This window comes from Sporolactobacillus sp. CQH2019, from assembly GCF_028765345.1.
In the GTDB taxonomy this organism is placed as follows: domain Bacteria; phylum Bacillota; class Bacilli; order Bacillales; family Sporolactobacillaceae; genus Sporolactobacillus.
The window spans coordinates 166,272-185,322 of record NZ_JARAJZ010000006.1 but is presented as its reverse complement, the minus strand read 5'-3'; the positions used below and the strand labels follow the sequence as shown (position 1 = coordinate 185,322).

Below are 19,051 nucleotides of genomic sequence, written 5' to 3'. Positions count from 1 at the left end.
GTCCGTCATAGAAAAATATTCAATATTTTGTTATAGTGTATGGTGCATGCTGCTCAGACAAATTGCCTGCTGCAGGCGATCACAAAACGAATCAGGACTTTTGAAGGAGTTTATCCGAGATGAAAACGATTTATTTAGTGAGGCACGGAGAAACTTATTTTAATAAAAACGGTAAAGTACAGGGATGGTGCGATTCGCTGCTTACCGAGACGGGTATCGCCCAGGCGGAACGCGTCGGTAAAATGTTCGCAGAAAATCACACCACTTTCGACGCCGCATGGATCAGCGACATGGGACGGACCCGAAAAACGGCCAACATTATTCTTTATCAATCGAAAAATCAGGCACTTAATCTGTATGAAACGCCGCTTCTTCGGGAAACTTCCTTTGGAAAATTCGAAGGCGGAAGCAGTGAGGGCATGTGGCACGAGGTCGGCCCGGTCATCGGCAGGCCGGATTTCAACGATTCTTTCCCAAGCGCCGAAAAAATCCTTGCTCTGGAAGGAATTAAGAAATTGGATACTTTAAAAATCGCTGAGAATTTCACCGATGTCAAAGTCCGGGCCCGCCGCCTGCTTGACGAGCTTAAAAACTCCGGCAGCTCCGTGATTCTGCTCGTCAGTCATTCACTGTTCATCAGCATTTTGCTGCGCGTCATCGGCGATTTCGATGCGGACCATGTCCCAAACGCAAGTATAACGAAAATCATCTATCATGAGGGCCATTTTTGCCCGGAATATATCGGGAAAGTCGAGCAATTTAAATGAACGGGCGGGTTTGTTTTTGAAAAAGGAGCCTGTGTCATCGGATATTCCCATTGTATCCAATGTCCAGGCTCTTTTTTTCTTCTATTCAATAAATACTCGGCTAACGGCGGGCAGAGACGGGGCGGACACACCCGGCACCGTCTGAGCGTACTCAAAAGTGCCGACCTCCGAAACAGCCTGAGCAGGGAAGGCTTCCTGAACAGATCAGCAAGTTCATCGTATCAGGCGGAAACTTGATGATTCTTCCCTTCCCGCTCCCATTTTCTGATTTCAATTTTTGTTCCGATGTCAATCTGCGGGACTTTTTTATTCTCAAGATATAAGGTCCCGGCCAGATCTGCCTGATTGCTTCCGTCAAACTTCATCGTGATATGTCCCAGATCAACCAGATTCTTTTGTACAAGACTGCCTACCGCCGTAATTCGATAGGCCGCATGATCGAACAGAACCCGGTCTCCCGTCCTGATTTCGCCGTCCAGCGGATTCAGATCAACGCCGTAGCAGTAATCTTTGAGGCCCGCCGGTGCTTCATCTCCAAAAAGAATCAGTATTTTTTCATTGAGAAACTCTTTGGCCATCGATCCAACGCTTTTTACTTCATTTCTATAGATTGTCGTCAATATACCCGATGCCTGTCAGTGCCGGCAGACATCTTTCGCCTCCTCCATATCGCTTCCCTTTTATTTTACATAGAGTCCGAAACTGCAGACCCAGGCCAGAAAAACACGCGGGACACCAGTCAGGAAGCGGGAATAGAGGACGGATGGAACACCAACTTCGACTGTTTCCGGTTCAGCATCCGCCAATCCAAGCCCGACCGGAATAAAATCGCAGGCATTCTGTGTATTAATCGCAAACAGGGCCGGCAGGGCGAGCTGCGGCGGAACATGCCCCTGGCTGATTTCGACGCCGATCAAAGTCCCGATAATCTGCGCGATAACGGCACCGGGTCCAAGAAGCGGCGATAGAAAAGGGAGCGAGCAAACGAAGCCGATCAGCATTAAGCCCCATATATTCCCTGCAAGCGGTGACATGACCTTGGCGAACAGATTTCCAATACCTGAACCTTCAATAATACCAATAATCATTGCGACAAATGCCATGAACGGTAAAATGGTATTCAGCATCGTCTGAATGGCATCGCGCCCAGCTTGATAGAAGGTGTCGATGACCCTTCCGGCACCGAGCCCAATTTTGGTCAGCAGGCTCTGGTTCGTGTTCTCAGCTTTTGTTTCTGAAATTTTTTTATCTGTACTGTATTTATACTTCCGCTCAGACTTCTTGACGCCGGGATTCTCTTCGACCAGCCCGGAACCGTCTGCCTGATCTGCCGCTGAAATTTGATCCACGCCGACATTTGACACGTAAATATCCTCAGTAATATATCCAGCAAGAGGACCGCTTTTGCCTGTCGGCATAACATTGATTGTCGGAATGCCTTTTTTCGGATAAATGCCGCAGCGCAGGGTGCCTCCGCAGTCGATGACGACAGCCGCGATGGCATCGTCCGGTACGCTTGTCTTAAATCCATTGACAGCAGCCGCACCTGTCAATTCAACCAATTTATCGACAATTGCCGGCTTATTTCCGCCGCCGACTATATAAACGATTTTATCTTTTCCTTCTCTTGGCGTGATCACAAGCGGACCGCCAAAGCCGCCGTTCCCTTTAACAACCTTTGCAGATTTGTAGCTTCCCATTTTACCCACCCCTTTCCTCAGTCCAGCTTAACTTCTTTGTTTAATTCAACACCCTGCTGTCTCGAGACCCAGACGGTCAGATAATCCGTGATCCAGCCGCAAAAGAAATTGGCTACCAGGCCAACAAGCAGGTAGCGCAGAGCAAGCGGCGTCGTATCCAGACCAAGTTTCTGAACGCCCTGAGCAATACCGAGCCAGATAAACAATTCAGCGGCGTTTATATGGGGGAAAATTCCGTTGCTCGTATGGCAGAAATAGGCAGCCGATGCGTAGTAACTGGGTTTGTACCTCTCCGGAAGGAAACGTCCGAGGGACAGCGCCATTGGATTGGCCAGCATAAAAGCACCCAGAAAAGGAAGAACCATATAGCGAAGCAGCGGGTTTTTAGAAGATTTGACCGCCAGCCCGTTGATCCTATCCTCACCGATCAGCCGAATCAGCGCATTCATCGCCACAAGCAGCATCAGGACTACCGGTACAATGCCGGTCATCCAGGAAATAAACGTCTTTGCACCGGTTTGAAAAAGGCCTACAAATCCCTTCGCAATAAAAACCAAGATATCCATGTTCATTCATCCCTTCTGATTATTGGATCGTCCTCTGTTCATAAATAATGATCGAATACCGATCCATGCGGTGCTGAGCGGGGTACCGGCAGCTTCCTCTACCGTTCCTCCCTGAACAACGGTACGATAGTTCTTAACTGCATCATCTATCGCCAATTTCAGCAATTTGTTATATTGGCCGACTTTAAAAGCGTTAATATTCATGATGTTCTCACCGGCCAGTTCCTTAAGTGTTCGAAAACGGGCCAGTATGGTCACACCCTGCATCTTCTTTGCTTCAAGAATGTTTCCTTTAGAATCCACGGCCAGAAAGACAATCGTTCCGGATTTGAAATGTCCTTTTTTCTTCCCGATCGCTACCTTACCCTTCCGGCGCATCCGGACAAATACACCGGAAAGATGTTTGACCTGGAAATAACCGAGAAAGATCTGCAGAATAAATGCTCCGCCAATAAAAATCATCAGAATAATAAACAGCATGTGTTCTCACCTCCGAACGCTCAGTGAAATTCCATATCAAAAAATCGTTTTATTTCAGGATAAGCGGTTACCCGTGAGATCTTATCAATCCAGTCTGATCGTCTTGACAGCGCAATCATTTCATCGTACACATGAACGAGCAGATTCTCATCACTCATTTCCGGCACGCCCAGCAGAAAGATCAATCGAATAGTTTTCCGACCAACTTGTATCCTCTCCGGGAAAACACCGAGTGCGAACATAATCTCTTTTTTCCCCTTTATCATGGCATGGGGAAAAGCAATATCATTGTCGAAAATCATCTGGCTTTTCTTTTCCCGTTCAGAAATCCGATCCTTAAAATGCTCATCTACATAGCCTTTCTCCTGCAGTCTGCCAATCATCTTTTCCACATTTTCCTGATACGTGCGGTGTTCATCCAGGGCAAAAAATTTATCTTCACCCAGCAGGTGGCCGATAATCGAAAAATGATCTTCATCCGTTTTTAAATGCAGATTTTTCAATTCGAAGAGTTGATTAATCTTTCTCAGCAGCCTGCGTTCATCGAATATATCAGTCACGTGAATAATCGGTGTATTCGCACTTTTTAAGAGGACAGTCGAGAAAATAATATCCAGATTCTCCAGTTCTTTTAATGACACGGTATTCGACGAGAACAATTGAATCTCAACGTGATCCGAGAGAATTTTTCGAAGCTGGACTTCAATAATTCTTGCCGTGCTCCGCCCTGTATCACAAATGATTCCGACACGCCTGATGTCCTTCAGTCGTTCTTCGTGTTCCGTGACCATAATGCCGAAATAATACGCCAGATAACCCAGTTCAGCCTCTGTCGTCTTAATATGATAATTTCTGTAAATCACATCATAAGCAATTTCAGCCATTTCAAAGGCTAAAGGATACTTCCCTTTCACTTCTTCAATCAATGAATTGTGCAGTTGAACACTGAAGACAAGCCGGTTCATCATGAACATCAGATGATATCCTAATTCTCGGGTTACTTTTTCAAAGTCAAATGAGATGTTCAGCTCCTGTTTGACTTGCCTCTGTATATCACGGATCAGCTTTTTTATGCCGGCCGGAACGGGGGCAGAGGGTACATCCAGAATATTGACCGGCGATCTCCTTCCAAGAATAGGCAAAGTAATAAAGAGCCGTTCAAGCTTCGAAATCGAATATCCGCACTTCGTTTCCAGTCGGTCGGAAAAATCACTGACTTTTCGGAATTCGTCAGCTCTTTCAACAGAACTGAAGGGGTTCGGGATACTTCCCCGTGACAACAAATGATGGCCGTGCATTCTCCTCAGCATAACCATGATGTAACGGCGCCACTCGGCCAGCGTTTCATCCTCAATGTGATTGCTGATTCCAAAATCGGCAATCAGTGTTTGAATCGAAGAATTCAATTCTGGCGTCCCAAAAATATTGTTTTGTAAGATATAAATCCGTTTCTTCCATTCACTTCCGTCGAGGCGAATCCCCGCATTCGGTTTTCCATTAAGCGATAGATCACAGGATTCGAAGGTGATACGCAGCCTTTTTAAATCATTCAAAAGTGTCGTTCTGCCGACATTCAGCGAATCGGCAAGCTCTTCTATTTTTAATGGTTCATGCGCTTCAATGAGCCGAACGGCTAACGCGGAATCCCGCTCCTGCGGCGTGTCGACACTATCTCGTCCCGTTTTCAGTCTATTTGTCAAAAAATCCTTATATTTGTCTGCATCATAGAAATGCAGCCAGTAATTTCCTTTTTCAAGCCGGAATTCAGCAACATTCTTCAGTTCACTGTTAAGAAAAATGATGTCGTTTCGTATCGTCCGTGTAGATACGGACAGTTTCCTGGCCGCTTGTCTCAGGTTAATCTCATTATTCCATTGGCTTTCTTTCAAAATCGAAGAGAGACGATCTTTTCTTGTAATCTTGATCATGATATCCCTCCTGGTCTTTCAATGAAAACTGCGATCCGGGAATACCGGTCAGCCTCTTGATTTACCACCGGTAATATTGACCGTCGTTCCCGTTATATAGGCGGCTCTGTCCGAAAGTAAATAAGTTACGAGATTGCCGATATCATCCAGGCGTCCCGGGCGGCCAAGTGGAATGGCTTTTGAATAGTCGGTGCCAAGCTGATCAACGGTTATATTTCTCGTGTAGGCCAGTGCTTCATTATATAAATTCGTTGTCAGGCCCGTTTTTTCATTGATGCCCGGTGCTACGCCGACAACCCGGATATGATGGCTGCCCAGTTCTTTTGCCCATGAACGTGTGAACCCATTGACCGCACCTTTGGTCGCAGAATAAATACTCTGACCGTTGGAACCTTCCATGCCCGCCTCTGAGGAAATATTAACGATAACACCGGATCCTTTTCTTAAAAATTGCCGGACAACAGCCTGAGTTGTCAGAAATACTCCTTTCTGATTAACATTAACCATCAAGTCAAAGTCCCTTTCGCTGAGTTCAAATTCCGGCTTCTCACCCCGGAAGTCGACTAACAGACGCGGGAGATTAATCCCTGCGTTGTTAACAAGACCGTCTATTGTACCAAACTTCTTCATGACATGATTAACCATCTTTTCGACACTTTCTTTTTTTGTTACATCCATCTGCACGTGATAGATCCCATTGTCTCCCCGCTCTCCGGTCATCACATGAATGTCACTGACAACAACCTGCGCACCCGCAGCTGTCAACGTCTGTGCAATGTGTTTGCCGATCCCCGATGCTCCACCTGTTACAATGATTACTTTCTGATCCAGGCCCAACCAAGATTCCGCCATCATGAACACCTTCCCTGCCTAATATTTCATCCTCTCAACATCAACAATTATAACAACGCTTACATCTTTATTTAATGCGATTTTTTTCACGGCTGTTTGAAAAATGATAAATGAATAATGATAGGAAATGAAGCTGTCCTGTCAGCAAATAGCGGAAAACCGTTAATGAATGGTTCTCCGACCTCAGAAAAGTTTTTCAATTCTTCTGTCGCTTATCTGTATGAATAAAAAATAATGAAGCAGAAAATCGAAATTTAATATGATGATTCCTCTTGCTCAACCAAAATGCCAACACCCGGCCCAAGATTTCAATAACGCATCGACGATTCAGGACAATCGTCCCGTTGCTGTTGAAAAGGAGCAGGACGTGTATGCAAAAGTCCCTTTTACTATTTTGACTATTTATATTTGTTGATTTCTCGTTGATTATAGATTAATCAGAATATTTTCATTGAAAAACGGCCTATTATTATCTGAATAATTTATAAATATACTGTCACTATTAAATGCATCAATATCTTTTCTTCTTAGCATGGTTTTAGATCCAAGACAGCCGCCTGGCACCGTATTTACTTCGGTTATTTTAAGCAGTAGTCAATGCGCCGTCCGTACCTTGTCCCTCTTATTTTTTACCAAATAGTTGATTTCTTTGATCCGGTTTCGCTATCATAGAAAAGGAAATTTCTTTTTGTATCGATTGCGGGCTGCCGGTAGAATTATTTAATTTTATTGGGTGCCATCCATTCTTCGTGGAGCGAATAACATCAAGAATGACATTGGATTCGAAGGATGATATCTTTGAAAAGAAAAATGAACATTATATCGTACGCCAATAAGTCAAGAACATCATGGTACATAGCAAGGGAAACCGTTATAGAATGCAAAAAATCGCATTATAAAAAAGGAGACGTCATTTCGTACAAGGGAGAAAATTACATTGTGGTTGATGATTACGATTCCTTAAACGTGACCAAGAACCCTTATCCAATCAACCCTTATCAATCTCTGCTGAAACAGTTTAAAGACTGATCGTTTAAATCATGTGAATTCTTGCAATCTGCTGTTCACAATCTATTTGGATTATTTTTAAAGGTAACTTTGGAGCGCACGCTGCAAGGGCCTTTTTTATCCATAAAGGAACGCCCGTCCGGATACGATAAGCGATTTGCATCAGGCAGTATACTGGTATACTGCCTTTTCAGAACAATTTCTTTTCTTGACGATGCTCTCCGGTCCCATTAACAGGCATTTCGGGGTTTAAATGAGACTCCGTCCGTCACCCAAAGCCGTCTCTAACAGAGGAACAGCTTACAATGACCGATAAAACAGGCATAACGACCGATAATATTGCCGCGCCGACCGATAAAACCGGTACATTGACCGATAAACTGCCCCGAACGGTCGATAAACTCGCGGCGACGGCCGATAAACTGCTCCAAACGGTCGATAAAAATTACCCGTGAGCCTGTGGCACAGGCGGCCTGCTCTTCTTGTTTTCCTGTATTGATAGAAATCCCCACGAGCCTTTATACATTTTTTCAGCTGCCGTCTCACTTATCTTTCCTCCGAAATGTTGATTCCTAAAGTGATATTTTCCGTTGACTATTAAACAATAGCCGTTTTTGTACGATATTAGTGAATGTTAGTGTCCGAATTTATAGAAATCAGCAACGGCACGCCATTATTAATATCTTGTGGAGGATGAGATACAAGTGTCACATATCACGAATAATAAGCACCGATCCCCTAGCCTCAGCACTCTTGCCATTTTATTTATTGTTTTCATTATCGCTGTACCGAATCTTCTGATTGGCTTTTTCATTTACAGAGATGTCAGAGCGTCTTCTCAAGAACAGCTTGACAATAGTGCGGCAAACAGCCTGCAGTTTCTGGACAAGAACCTGACACAGTTTATTCAGGGAAAGACGCATATTGTCTCACAGCTGAGCAGCAGCCTGTCCGGTAAAATAGAAAATCCTAAGGAAATACAAAGCGCACTCGGCGACATACAAGGTGTCGATCAGGATGAAGCGGCCCTTTATTTGGCAGACCGGCAGGGAACGCTGATTTTTCTTCCTGCAACAACCAAAATTCCAAAGAGTCTCGATCCCCGTACCCGTCCATGGTATAAACTGGCAATGGAACATGCAGGGAAACCGGTCATTACGGCACCCTATCTTTCTGCCGACGGATCCAATACCATGACGGTCACGATTGCGGAAACCACGTCTGACAGGAGCGGTGTTATCGGCATGGACCTTAAGCTCGACAACATCAGTGCAATTGTCAACCAAGTGAAAGTGGGAGAATCCGGTTACGCCTTTCTGCTTGACAAGAACCAGGTTTGGGTCGCTGGCAGCCGGGTGAAAAGCGGCAGCAAAGCGCCTGCCGGACTGGCCAAAAGATTCGCCGGACAGTCATCCGGAAATCTATTTCAGAACAACCAGCATGTTTATTTTATAACCAACCGGCTGACCGGATGGACTATCGGCGGCACCATGAATCTTAACGAGATTAATCGCACAGTCACGCCGCTTCTCGTGAATATCGGTCTCTTTGCTCTAATTACCATTATTATTGTCACCATACTTGTCTGGCTGATCGTCAGAAAATATATACTGAAACCGACGGCCGGGCTGGTGACCATCTTTGAGAAAATCAGTAAGAATGACTTTACTCAGGAAGTGGGGGCAGAGACAGCATCCAATAGAGAGTTTGCACAATTAGGCGCAAGTGTCCGCCGGATGACGGATTCGCTGAAAAATGTCGTTCGTACGATCGGCAGCAAATCGGAAACACTGGCCGCGTCTTCAGAAGAACTGAGCGCTTCCACGGAGGAAAACAAAGCGACTTCCGATGAAATTGCCCGCTCGATTCAAAAGATTGCTCTGGCCGCCGATGAACAGACAAGCAATGTGGACAAGCTGATCGGAGAAGCGAAAGCCGTGAATCAAGCCGTCGGCTCAATTACCGAACGGACCCAGAATCTTGCCCGTACATCGGAAGAATCCCGACAGATCGTGCAAGACGGACAGGGCGCTCTGCAAATTACCGCGAATCAGATGGGAACAATCAAAGTTAAGGTCAACAGTCTGTCCGCAGTAGTTAACCATCTGAGCGAACAATCCAAGGAAATCGGCAAGATTATCGATGTTATTAATGATATCGCAGATCAGACCCGCCTTCTCTCACTAAATGCAGCTATCGAGGCGGCCCGTGCCGGGGAAAACGGGAAGGGATTCGCCGTCGTTGCTGCGGAAATTCAAAAATTGTCCGCACAATCCGCACAATCGGCCAATCAGATTAACGACATTCTTTCTGTTGTCCGGAAGAATACCGAAGAAGTCACTGTATCCATGGAAGACGGGATCCACGAAGTTGAAAAGGGCATGACAGCGGTGAATCGAAGCGGAAAGTCCTTTGAGACGATTGAGTCTTTCGTCAATACCGTCAGTGAGCAAATCAAAAATGTGACAGCAGCTATCCAGGATATATCCGCCTCGACGGCTCATTCGCTTGCCGCATTTCAGCCGATAAAAGAACTGGCTGCTGAAACATCCTCAAATGTGCAGAATGTTTCAGCGGCTACGGAGGAACAATCTGCTTCAATGCAGGAAGTGGCTAACAGCGCAACCGCTCTTTCAACAATTGCAGATGAGCTCAATCAGATTGTAGCCGCATTTAAAATCAACGCCTGAACGATTGTTAGACCGTCTCAAAAGGAACAGCAAATCAAAAAAATGTCCTTCCTCATTCAGGGAGGATTTTTACTGTGTCATAATCCCATCGGCATCAATAGCGGAAACGCTAGCGGATAATTATTTTCAGCAGACAGAATACATGATCGTAGCCTCCTCATCAGAGAAATACACACTTTTTCCGCCCCGTAATTTTCCATTCACTGATTCTATCAGAAAGAAGCGTCAGACACCGGTATGACAAGGCTCTAATGAATCACTCAGAAGTTCCTAAATAGATCAATGTACCAAAAGCATGCTAAAAAATTTTTATTTGACCCGTTTCGTCAGCTTTTAAAAAATTAAATGTTTGATGGTTAAAACCAGCAAAATGAGAATTTAAATTATATCAGATTGGAGAAGCTAGACCAGCGCAGTTTGTTCCCTATATCTCAGGTTGTTTTACTGCCATTTTTGAATTCCTAATCATGGAAAAAAGTGATCTTAAAATACCCAATGAAAAGTTATCAGCGCTTTTTGGAGGAATGTATGGGATGACACCGATTATACAAACCTTTCAATGTTATATTTAGGAAGGCGGATATAAAGCGAATGGGCAACTCAAAACAAAGATGTACGCAGTAATGATCAGCTTTCAGGTGTATTCTCTTTTTATATTATATTGAAATAAAGAAATTAATGTAGAATGAGTGATCAATGTTAAATATATACAATATAAGGAAATAATTGAACACCCTGCTTTTAGCTAATATTAAATAAAGAATATAGCTCAATCTCTGAAAAAAATAAGATGACCCCGAAATCTACGAAGTGAATCGGAGTCATCCTTATAGAAATGAAACTATTCAGCTCAGGAGCTGATTCTTCGCTAACGTTTACAGAGACCCTGAGCTCAGAAACTCTTTCAGAGCCTGTTTCCATTCCCTTACGTCTTCAAAGCCGTTGAGTCTTAACGCCATATGTTCAAATACCGAGTTTTCCGGGCGTTTTGCCGGTCTCGGAAATTCTGCCGTGGTACACGGATCCACCTGAATAGAAATCCCCTTGATTTCAAAAATTGCCCGGGCAAACTCGTACCAGCTGCAGCTGCCGGAGTTGGAAACATGATAGGTCCCATAACGATCCGTCTGAAACAGATCAATTATTTTCGCCGCGAGATCCTTCGTGAAAGTCGGACAGCCTCTTTGATCATCGACGACGTTCAGCCGGTCATGGTCAGCAGCCAGCTTCAGCATCGTCCTGACAAAATTGCCGCCGTACGAACCGTACACCCAGGATGTCCGGGCGATAAAAAACTTCGAATGAAAGGCACGTACAAACTGCTCCCCCGCATACTTAGACTGCCCGTACACACCCAATGGTGCCGGAGGATCGAATTCAGAATAGGTACCCTTTTTCGTTCCGTCAAAGACATAATCGGTGCTGACATAAACCAGTTTCGCCCCGGCTTCTTCGGCAGCAAGAGCGACATTTCTGGTCCCATAGGCATTGACGAGAAAAGCCCCGTCGCGATCGGTTTCCGCCTGATCGACAGCCGTATAAGCCGCCGTATGGCAGACGACATCCGGTTTGATTTTCTGAAACACCCGACGGACGTGATCCAGGTTCGTGATGTCCAGCTCCTGATGGCCAAGTCCGTATGTTTCATAGCCCCGCTTCTGCAGCATGATCGTCAGTTCCGTACCGAGCTGACCGTGACCGCCGGTAACGATGACCTTATTGGACATAGCTCTTCGCTCCGTACTGTTTCTTGTAGTAATCCATGTATTCGCCGGACTTGATCTTCCGCCACCAGTCTTCATGGTCGAGATACCACTGGATTGTTTCTTTAATGCCGGTTTCAAACGTGTGCTCCGGTTTCCAGCCGAGTTCCGTTTCGATCTTTGTCGGATCGATCGCATAGCGGCGGTCGTGCCCGAGGCGGTCGGTGACGTGCTTGATCAGATCGCGGGACTTGCCGAGCGTGTCGACTATCAACTCGACGATATCAATATTGCGTTTTTCATTATGGCCGCCGATATTGTACACTTCTCCGGATTTTCCTTTGTGAAGCACCAGATCAATTGCCCGGCAGTGATCTTCGACAAAGAGCCAGTCACGGATATTCCTGCCGTCGCCGTACACCGGCAGTTCCTTGCCTTCAAGCGCGTTCGTCACCATCAGCGGAATCAGTTTTTCCGGGAAATGATACGGCCCGTAGTTGTTCGAGCAGCGCGTGATATTGACGTTCATGCCGTACGTTTCGTAATAGGCCCGTACCAGCAGATCCGCCGAAGCCTTGCTTGCGGAATACGGGCTGTTCGGCGCGAGCGGGGTCGTTTCCGTAAAATAGCCGTCCGCTCCGAGCGATCCGTATACTTCATCGGTCGAAATCTGCAGATACTTATTTACGTTTCTGTTTCTAGCGACGTCAAGCAAAGTCTGCGTCCCGAGAACATTGGTTTTAACGAATACATCCGGCTCGGTGATGCTGCGGTCGACATGCGACTCCGCCGCAAAATTCACGATCGTGTCACTATCAAAATGATCGATAACATATTCAAGAAGTTCGCGATTGCGAATATCGCCGCGAACAAAGTGATAATTCGGAGCGTTTTCCACATCTTTCAGATTTTCCAGATTGCCCGCATAGGTGAGCAGATCATAATTGACAATCGTGTCGTCCGGGTGAAACCGGAGCATATGATGCACGAAGTTGCTGCCGATAAAACCGGCGCCTCCGGTCACGAGCAGTCTCATCAGTCTTCAGCTCCCAATTCAAAATTGATCTCCGCATCTTTCAGGAACGGATGATGCTTGTCCTTCTCCGACAGGATCGGATCGCTTACCGGCCAGTCAATGCCGATCTCCGGATCATTCCAGAGGATCCCGCGGTCCTGTTCCGGTGCGTAGAACTCATCCACTTTATAAAAAACATTCACATTAGGCGTCAGCGTACAAAAACCATGAGCGAAGCCCTTCGGAATCAGCAGCTGGCGCCGGTTGTATTCACTGAGAATAAAACTGCCCCATTTGCCGAATGTCGGAGAGCCCTTTCTGATATCGACGACGACATCCAGAATCGCCCCGGTCAGCGCCCGCAGCAGTTTCGTCTGCGACTTCGGATTCAGCTGATAGTGCAGGCCGCGGACAATCCCCGCTTCACTCGACAGCGACTGATTGTCCTGCACAAAATCGATATGTATGCCCGCTTCGGCCAGTTCCGCCTGATTATAACTTTCCATAAAAAAGCCGCGGTTATCCCCGAAGGCTTTCGGTTCAATCACCTTGACGCCTTTTAAAAATGTGTCCGTTACTTTAATCTTTGACATCGTACAACACCGCCATTATAAGATAATGAAGCTCCGAACGGTATCCGGTCCGGCGCTTTACTTCACCTTTGTTTTCAGTAAATCCAGCAGATACTTGCCATAGCCGTTCTTCTTCAGCGGCTGGGCCAGTTCATACAGCTTCTCTTCATCAATATAACCCATCCGGTAGGCGATTTCTTCAATGCACGCCACTTTCAGACTCTGCCGCTTCTCGACAGTCTGAATGAACAGCGAAGCGTCGAGCAGCGACTCATGGGTTCCCGTGTCCAGCCAGGCAAAGCCGCGGCCAAGCAGTTCCACATTTAATGTTCCCTGTTTCAGATAGGCCTCGTTCACCGACGTGATCTCCAGCTCGCCGCGCGCCGACGGCCGGATATTTTTAGCGATGTCGACCACCTGGGAATCATAGAAATAGAGGCCGGTCACTGCATATGTGGATTTCGGAACTTTAGGCTTTTCCTCAATGGAAATGACCCTGCCCTGTTCATCAAATTCCACCACCCCGAACCGCTCCGGATCTTTGACGTTATAGCCGAACACCGTGGCGCCGGACTTTCGCGATGCGGCTTTCTGCAGAATATCGGTAAAACCGTGTCCATAGAAAATGTTGTCGCCCAGAATAAGCGAAACCGGCTCACGGCCTATAAAGTCTTCCCCCAGAATAAACGCCTGCGCCAGGCCGTCGGGACTCGGCTGCACTTTATACTGAAGACTGAGCCCCCAGTCCGAACCGTCGCCCAGCAACTCTTTAAACCGCGGCGTATCTTTCGGCGTTGAGATAATCAGAATGTCCCGAATCCCCGCCAGCATGAGAACAGACAGAGGGTAATAAATCATCGGTTTATCATAAACCGGAAGCAGCTGCTTCGAAATTGAACGAGTGATCGGATAGAGCCGCGTTCCGCTGCCGCCGGCCAGTATTATGCCCTTCAAAAAACCACGCTCCCCTTTATATTAGAAAAGATGCAGTGTATAGAAGTGATGATCCTTCATTTTAACGGGAAAACATAAACGCTTCCTATAGTATACATTTTTTAAGATATAAAATTAAGGGCCAGTATCATATATTTAAAAATTATCACGACACCTGGCGACGCCGTTTCAGAAAGACAGACTCTTTTTGCCAATCGTCCGGGTGATCCTTTTTCCGGCGTCATCGGCACATCTCCAGGTTTTCAATAAAAAATAGGATGATCCTTTCTTACTCACCCAAGCCGGCAAAAACGGTGATCCGAGGTTTTAACGCTTCGGCCGTTATGATGAATGCCTCGTTGCCGACGAAGGGGAACGATTCAGGTTTTCTGAAAGCCCTCTTGTCATTCCGATTATTCGCACTTATTGGTTCCTTGGCTGTTATATTCTGCGTCTTAGTGATATTCTGTATCGATATTTTGTACTTTACTGGTGATAAGCAGCGATTTACTGTTGATATCTAAGGTTTGCTGATACTTCTAATCACAGTTTTATATAAATTCGCAGAAAAGCCAACGAAAAATATCAGACGTTTTCCTTGACCGCGCACGATATCGCCTCTCAAAAGGAGTATATTGCCGCTCGCCTCATCTTTCAAAGGAGGGGATGATGCATTCACGCTACGACCGGACAGTCTGCAGCATGCCGGAGGATACTCTTTTAAAAATCTCAGAATTTATCCGCCGTTTTCCGTGTCCCCCTTCTACATACAATATAGAAGGGCCGTTAAATTGCCTGTCTCATCGTTTCATCCCCGACACGGCCCTGATCCCTCGTTTCACTTCTTCCGTTTTCAATCCACTTCATTTCCGAGAGGAGACCTTCCTATGTCCTTCACCGATTTTTTCGCAGACCCCGGCGAACCGTCCGAACGCGCATTTGAAAGACTGCTGAAGAAATACGAGCCGATGATTATCAGCACAGTACGGCGCTATGCCGCCGGCTACGCCCGCCATATTCAGGGTGCGGCGGACCGGAAAGATCTGATGCAGATCGCACGGATCGCTTTCTGGGAAGCCAATTGTTTATTTGATCCGGCCAAGGTAGGCCGCGATAAGACTCCCGAACATGTTTTCATTGCCTTTGCTGCAGCAACAATGTGCGGAAGACTGTCGGACAGGCTCAGAAAAGTAAGCAAACTGACAAGCCGCGAAACGCCCATTATAAATGAAGAAACTGTTGATTACCCTGACTCTGACTCCTCTTCACGATCAACTGAAAAACAGCTGCACGATCTCGTCGACGGTTTTCTCTCTTTGCTCAGCCCCCGTGAACGTCAGTACCTGCATCTCTCCCTTTTCAAAGACTGGGATAGAAGACAGATTGCCGAAGCAGCCCGGGTTTCAGAACACACCGTCCGTTCCTGGAAAAAAACATTGCGAAAAAAACTGGAACCTTTGAGAGCCTCGCTGCTGCAAAGAAACTAGTAGAATGCTTCAAAAATATTGTATGCACGGAGATAATTCAAGTATATTCTGAATCATTGCAGAGCTAAATTGGGATTGAGTTGAAGATTTTTCAATGTAATATACGAGTCATGCTCCTTCTTTCTCATCTATCCGGCCGCATCCGCCGTGCCCTGTCTGAACAAAGAACGGCTCACTTAGCAGATTTTCGGCAATCGGAATTTCTCATGGAAACAGTACGGACCACAGCCCTATGGTTTTTTCCCCCTGCCCCGCAAAATGCAAACAGCTCTTTACTGATTAAACAGTGGAAAATGCGCCGGCGAATCGCGGATTCTGAAAAATGACAGCAGGGTTCTTGAAGATTTCAATAGGGAGGCTGACTGGATGGCCTATTTCATCATGACGTATGCTGCTATTTACTCGAAAATACCTTAACATTGGGATTTTTCAGAACTTCGATATAAAGGCACGGGAATGCAGGTTTTCTGCCGTTTAAAAAAGGAAATTTTTTTACGATCTCTTTCCTTTCTCGTCTCAAGATATGGTCCGATTCCTATCATTTAAAAAGAGGCATGAATCCTGTCATGTACAGGACACATGCCTCTCATTTACACAACCATTGACTTTTCTGTAAGGCTCTTTTCATTTTAAATACTTAGCTTCCCATTTTTCTTGTTTTTAAACAGGGCTGAGTTGAGATATATCTTCATATCCATAATTTATTTTCATCTTACCTGTATTATCTAAAATAAACCTTACATTTTGTCATAAACATTTTAAAAGCTGACTTATTATTAATCGTCTCCCAAAATTTCATCATCTAGTTTTTCTCTTTCTTCCTCAATTTGCTTGTATGAAGTTATAAGATTGTCAATATAGTCAGTTGGTACTTCTCTTTTATCTTGAAACAAATGAATTTTAGCTCCTTTATTTATTAATTCATCTACTATAATCTTAAACTGTTTTAACTCATCCGTATCAAAATAATCACATTCAAGCACAAAGTTATCATTTTCTATATTTCTTTTAACTTCGTTGATACTCAAATCCTTTTTCTGTCTAAGGACTGAAATATACCTTAATTTATTTGAATCATTATCAATTTTTAATTTCATCTTTACCATAGTTTTTATCTCCTCAGAAATCTTTAATCTGGTCTATAGGTTCACCTGGAAAACTGTTTTTCCAGGTGCCACCCATTAAGATGTTCATTATAGGTAGCTGGATAAATTATATCGCCTTTGTCTGCAAGATGGGGATACTTGGAAGCACTGTAGCTATCCCCCACAATTGGTTTACCATCAAAATTAGGTTTTTTACCAGAAACAATATCATTTATCTGTTCCTGAGACCAATTACGAGTAGGTCATTCATTATCTAATATTCTTTGTTGCTCTTGATACCAAAATTCTTTAACTCCCTTATTTCTTCTTTTAGCAAATTTCTTATTCCATATATAGTCTTCATATTCTTGCTTCGTTATTGTTCTATTATCAATTTTTTCTTTCAATGCCTTCATCTTTTTTAGAACTCAATTGTTTAGTTTGAGTAGGATGTTCACTTAAATCTAAACCTTTCGTTCTTTCTGTAATGAGATCTTTTGGAGTTTGAACTTCGGGAACATTATCTAAATGCTTTCGAGCCACACTTGTTTCCTTAACATCCTGAACTTCCTCCACTTTACTATAACTGACCTCCTGAGTAACACTTTCCTTAGACGCCATCTGCCGGAATGTGCTTTTGACATCCTGAATCATACGCTTTCCGCTGTCTGCGCCGCCCGAAGCGTCGGCAAATTCCGGCTGCAGGCCAGGGAAATTCGGTCTCCCGCGTTGGCTGCGGCTTGTTTCACGCTTTCTATCCCTGCACGCTCGGCCTGTTTCAGTTCCCGGAGCCGCCTTCCGGATGTTCAGCCCATCGTTTTCGTCAAGTCGCCCAGGGTCGTCACGCCCTTTGCGCCCATACGGGCCGATCGTGCTGAAAGCGCCCGGCGGCCTTGAAGGCGGGGACCACAACCAGCATGCCGAAGACGTCTTCAAATCTTGATATGGATATATCAATTAATAGGATCAGTAGATTATTCCAAAAATGAAATAGACATTAAAATCAAGTCTTTGCGCTTAATCTTAATGTCCACTTCACTTTTTCAAATATTGTTGAATGTGACATAACTATCTATTAGCATTGATAAAATTTATAATACTATTTTTTCCACTGATTCCGTTTTCTTCAAATAAAAAATAAACTTTTCGGCTAATTTTTTGTTTGAACCTTTTATTATATAATAAGTTATCAAGAAAAATGCTTCACTAAATTCTCATCCACGTTTTCAATTGGAGAGGGTAAATATTTTTCTTTTTTATATAAATATGCTTTCCAATCCGTATAAGAAACCGCGTCAACAATGCAGTTCCAAAATGCTTCGTGTAGTTCTCCCTCATCCATTCGCATCTGAATAAATAGCCCGGAAAATTCATCCAGCAAATAGTAGATGTCATCACCTGATTTTTGTTTATTTTCAAGTCATTCCCAGCAAACTTTTAATAACAAGTTTCTTATCTCAAAATGAGATCTCATCGGGCCACATTTGGGTTAAAGCTTTGAAAATATCTCGATTATTTCTCAGAATATATTATATTGCAATCGCTAAATGTAGATCATTTTTTAAATTATTAGTAACTCTGTTTGAACAAATAGATCGTATAATTTTAATCGGTAATATCTGCTAATCAAGGTGTTCATATTACTGGAGATACTCAGTTATATTATTCAGTAAGCTGCTTTAGAAATTCTTCAAAATTCTTACTTGTAAAATATGTGACTGGTTCTAAATCAGTTGATTCTTCATGATTCCACACACACAGATGGCTCTTGATTATGACTTCGATAATCTAAACAAATAAAATCACCGGCAAACAAGGCGGCAATGGGTAATAATTCAACACCAATTAAATTTTCGTCTGAAACAATTCTCTCATCCAGCTGTGTTCTTACAACGCCAATATCATAGAATTCATCATCTCGTTGACTTGTTACTTTTAATATACATAAGAATCTGTCAACAACATAACTGTGATTATTGCATATAAAGACATTCTCAATAGGTATTGCCCCATTATTTTTCTTAATAAATTCTTTATACGCATTTGGTAATTTAATCCTCCATTTTTTTCTTTTTCAGATAACAAAGTGTTATCCGGCAGTGGAAAGATTACAGAACCCTCTCGGATTTCCATAGCACTTATGCCTCCCCAAATCGTATATTATCTCGGAGCATTCGCCCACATTCCTATTGTTCTCCCGCCATTGTGAGGTGTTATGTTATGAATTCCAAATGGAACTAACTCCATTCTACCGGGTATATTCGT

The 19,051-nt window shown here is 44.4% G+C and carries 21 protein-coding genes and 1 pseudogene; 4 read left to right on the top strand and 18 right to left on the bottom strand.

All coding sequences use genetic code 11. The features are described from left to right. Positions 1 to 119 precede the first annotated feature (119 nt). Positions 120 to 767, top strand: a complete 648-nt coding sequence (locus OYT88_RS10520) for a histidine phosphatase family protein (protein ID WP_274399885.1) — start codon at positions 120 to 122, stop codon at positions 765 to 767. Positions 768 to 988: 221 nt separating this feature from the next. Here OYT88_RS10520 and OYT88_RS10515 read toward each other — a convergent pair whose 3' ends face one another. Genes OYT88_RS10515 through OYT88_RS10490 form a run of 6 tightly spaced genes read right to left on the bottom strand, consistent with a single transcriptional unit; the run spans position 989 to position 6,293 of the window. Continuing rightward, positions 989 to 1,387 (bottom strand): PTS glucitol/sorbitol transporter subunit IIA, encoded by a 399-nt coding sequence (locus OYT88_RS10515; RefSeq protein WP_274399883.1) that lies wholly within the window; start codon positions 1,385 to 1,387, stop codon positions 989 to 991. 60 nt (positions 1,388 to 1,447) lie between these two features. Beyond that, positions 1,448 to 2,467: a PTS glucitol/sorbitol transporter subunit IIB gene (srlE, locus tag OYT88_RS10510; protein WP_274399882.1), complete on the bottom strand. Its 1,020-nt coding sequence runs from the start codon at positions 2,465 to 2,467 to the stop codon at positions 1,448 to 1,450. Positions 2,468 to 2,484: 17 nt separating this feature from the next. Continuing rightward, on the bottom strand, positions 2,485 to 3,033 hold the full coding sequence (gene srlA / locus OYT88_RS10505; protein ID WP_274399881.1) for a PTS glucitol/sorbitol transporter subunit IIC: 549 nt from the start codon (positions 3,031 to 3,033) through the stop codon (positions 2,485 to 2,487). 6 nt (positions 3,034 to 3,039) lie between these two features. After that, positions 3,040 to 3,513, bottom strand: coding sequence for a transcriptional regulator GutM (locus OYT88_RS10500; RefSeq protein WP_274399879.1), 474 nt, complete (start codon positions 3,511 to 3,513; stop codon positions 3,040 to 3,042). A gap of 20 nt (positions 3,514 to 3,533) precedes the next feature. Then, complete coding sequence (locus OYT88_RS10495; RefSeq protein WP_274399878.1) at positions 3,534 to 5,441, bottom strand: BglG family transcription antiterminator; 1,908 nt, start codon at positions 5,439 to 5,441, stop codon at positions 3,534 to 3,536. Positions 5,442 to 5,489: 48 nt separating this feature from the next. Further along, positions 5,490 to 6,293, bottom strand: coding sequence for an SDR family oxidoreductase (locus tag OYT88_RS10490; RefSeq protein WP_274399877.1), 804 nt, complete (start codon positions 6,291 to 6,293; stop codon positions 5,490 to 5,492). A gap of 1,313 nt (positions 6,294 to 7,606) precedes the next feature. Between OYT88_RS10490 and OYT88_RS10485 the strand changes: the two genes are divergently transcribed. Together OYT88_RS10485 and OYT88_RS10480 are read left to right on the top strand one after the other, a co-directional pair. Beyond that, positions 7,607 to 7,756 (top strand): hypothetical protein, encoded by a 150-nt coding sequence (locus OYT88_RS10485; RefSeq protein WP_274399875.1) that lies wholly within the window; start codon positions 7,607 to 7,609, stop codon positions 7,754 to 7,756. Between the two features lie 249 nt (positions 7,757 to 8,005). After that, positions 8,006 to 9,991 carry a methyl-accepting chemotaxis protein gene (locus tag OYT88_RS10480; RefSeq protein WP_274399874.1) on the top strand — a complete coding sequence of 662 codons (1,986 nt, stop codon included), beginning with the start codon at positions 8,006 to 8,008 and terminating at the stop codon, positions 9,989 to 9,991. 875 nt (positions 9,992 to 10,866) lie between these two features. Here the strand turns inward: OYT88_RS10480 and rfbD are convergent. From rfbD to rfbA, 4 genes are all read right to left on the bottom strand, one after another. Beyond that, a complete protein-coding gene (gene rfbD, locus OYT88_RS10475; protein WP_274399873.1) occupies positions 10,867 to 11,718 on the bottom strand; it encodes a dTDP-4-dehydrorhamnose reductase in 852 nt (283 codons plus the stop codon). Next, positions 11,708 to 12,730 (bottom strand): dTDP-glucose 4,6-dehydratase, encoded by a 1,023-nt coding sequence (rfbB, locus tag OYT88_RS10470; RefSeq protein WP_274399871.1) that lies wholly within the window; start codon positions 12,728 to 12,730, stop codon positions 11,708 to 11,710. The genes rfbD and rfbB overlap by 11 nt, the downstream gene beginning before the upstream one ends. Next, the gene (rfbC, locus tag OYT88_RS10465) at positions 12,730 to 13,293 is read right to left on the bottom strand and encodes a dTDP-4-dehydrorhamnose 3,5-epimerase (protein WP_274399991.1); all 564 of its coding nucleotides are present in this window, start codon (positions 13,291 to 13,293) and stop codon (positions 12,730 to 12,732) included. Before rfbC ends, rfbB begins: the two co-directional genes overlap by 1 nt. 66 nt (positions 13,294 to 13,359) lie before the next feature. Further along, on the bottom strand, positions 13,360 to 14,235 hold the full coding sequence (gene rfbA / locus OYT88_RS10460) for a glucose-1-phosphate thymidylyltransferase RfbA (RefSeq protein WP_274399870.1): 876 nt from the start codon (positions 14,233 to 14,235) through the stop codon (positions 13,360 to 13,362). 866 nt (positions 14,236 to 15,101) lie between these two features. Between rfbA and OYT88_RS10455 the strand changes: the two genes are divergently transcribed. Beyond that, complete coding sequence (locus OYT88_RS10455) at positions 15,102 to 15,701, top strand: sigma-70 family RNA polymerase sigma factor (protein WP_274399869.1); 600 nt, start codon at positions 15,102 to 15,104, stop codon at positions 15,699 to 15,701. Between the two features lie 776 nt (positions 15,702 to 16,477). On the opposite strand, the gene OYT88_RS10450 is transcribed toward OYT88_RS10455, so the two are convergent. From OYT88_RS10450 to OYT88_RS10425, 8 genes and pseudogenes are all read right to left on the bottom strand, one after another. Then, entirely contained in the window at positions 16,478 to 16,807 is a 330-nt protein-coding gene (locus OYT88_RS10450; protein WP_274399867.1) for a hypothetical protein, read from the bottom strand. A 41-nt stretch (positions 16,808 to 16,848) separates the two neighbouring features. After that, positions 16,849 to 17,013, bottom strand: coding sequence for a hypothetical protein (locus OYT88_RS20925; RefSeq protein ID WP_443217508.1), 165 nt, complete (start codon positions 17,011 to 17,013; stop codon positions 16,849 to 16,851). Positions 17,014 to 17,049: 36 nt separating this feature from the next. Then, positions 17,050 to 17,193 carry a hypothetical protein gene (locus tag OYT88_RS10445; RefSeq protein ID WP_274399865.1) on the bottom strand — a complete coding sequence of 48 codons (144 nt, stop codon included), beginning with the start codon at positions 17,191 to 17,193 and terminating at the stop codon, positions 17,050 to 17,052. Then, entirely contained in the window at positions 17,177 to 17,362 is a 186-nt protein-coding gene (locus OYT88_RS10440; protein WP_274399863.1) for a hypothetical protein, read from the bottom strand. Before OYT88_RS10440 ends, OYT88_RS10445 begins: the two co-directional genes overlap by 17 nt. A gap of 613 nt (positions 17,363 to 17,975) precedes the next feature. Beyond that, positions 17,976 to 18,194, bottom strand: a pseudogene (locus OYT88_RS10435) (Imm6 family immunity protein); the annotation flags it as partial. A 333-nt stretch (positions 18,195 to 18,527) separates the two neighbouring features. Beyond that, on the bottom strand, positions 18,528 to 18,812 hold the full coding sequence (locus OYT88_RS20920) for an SMI1/KNR4 family protein (protein WP_443217507.1): 285 nt from the start codon (positions 18,810 to 18,812) through the stop codon (positions 18,528 to 18,530). Then, complete coding sequence (locus tag OYT88_RS20915) at positions 18,722 to 18,919, bottom strand: hypothetical protein (protein WP_443217502.1); 198 nt, start codon at positions 18,917 to 18,919, stop codon at positions 18,722 to 18,724. Before OYT88_RS20915 ends, OYT88_RS20920 begins: the two co-directional genes overlap by 91 nt. 27 nt (positions 18,920 to 18,946) lie before the next feature. Next, complete coding sequence (locus OYT88_RS10425) at positions 18,947 to 19,045, bottom strand: HNH endonuclease (RefSeq protein WP_274399990.1); 99 nt, start codon at positions 19,043 to 19,045, stop codon at positions 18,947 to 18,949. Positions 19,046 to 19,051: the final 6 nt, after the last annotated feature.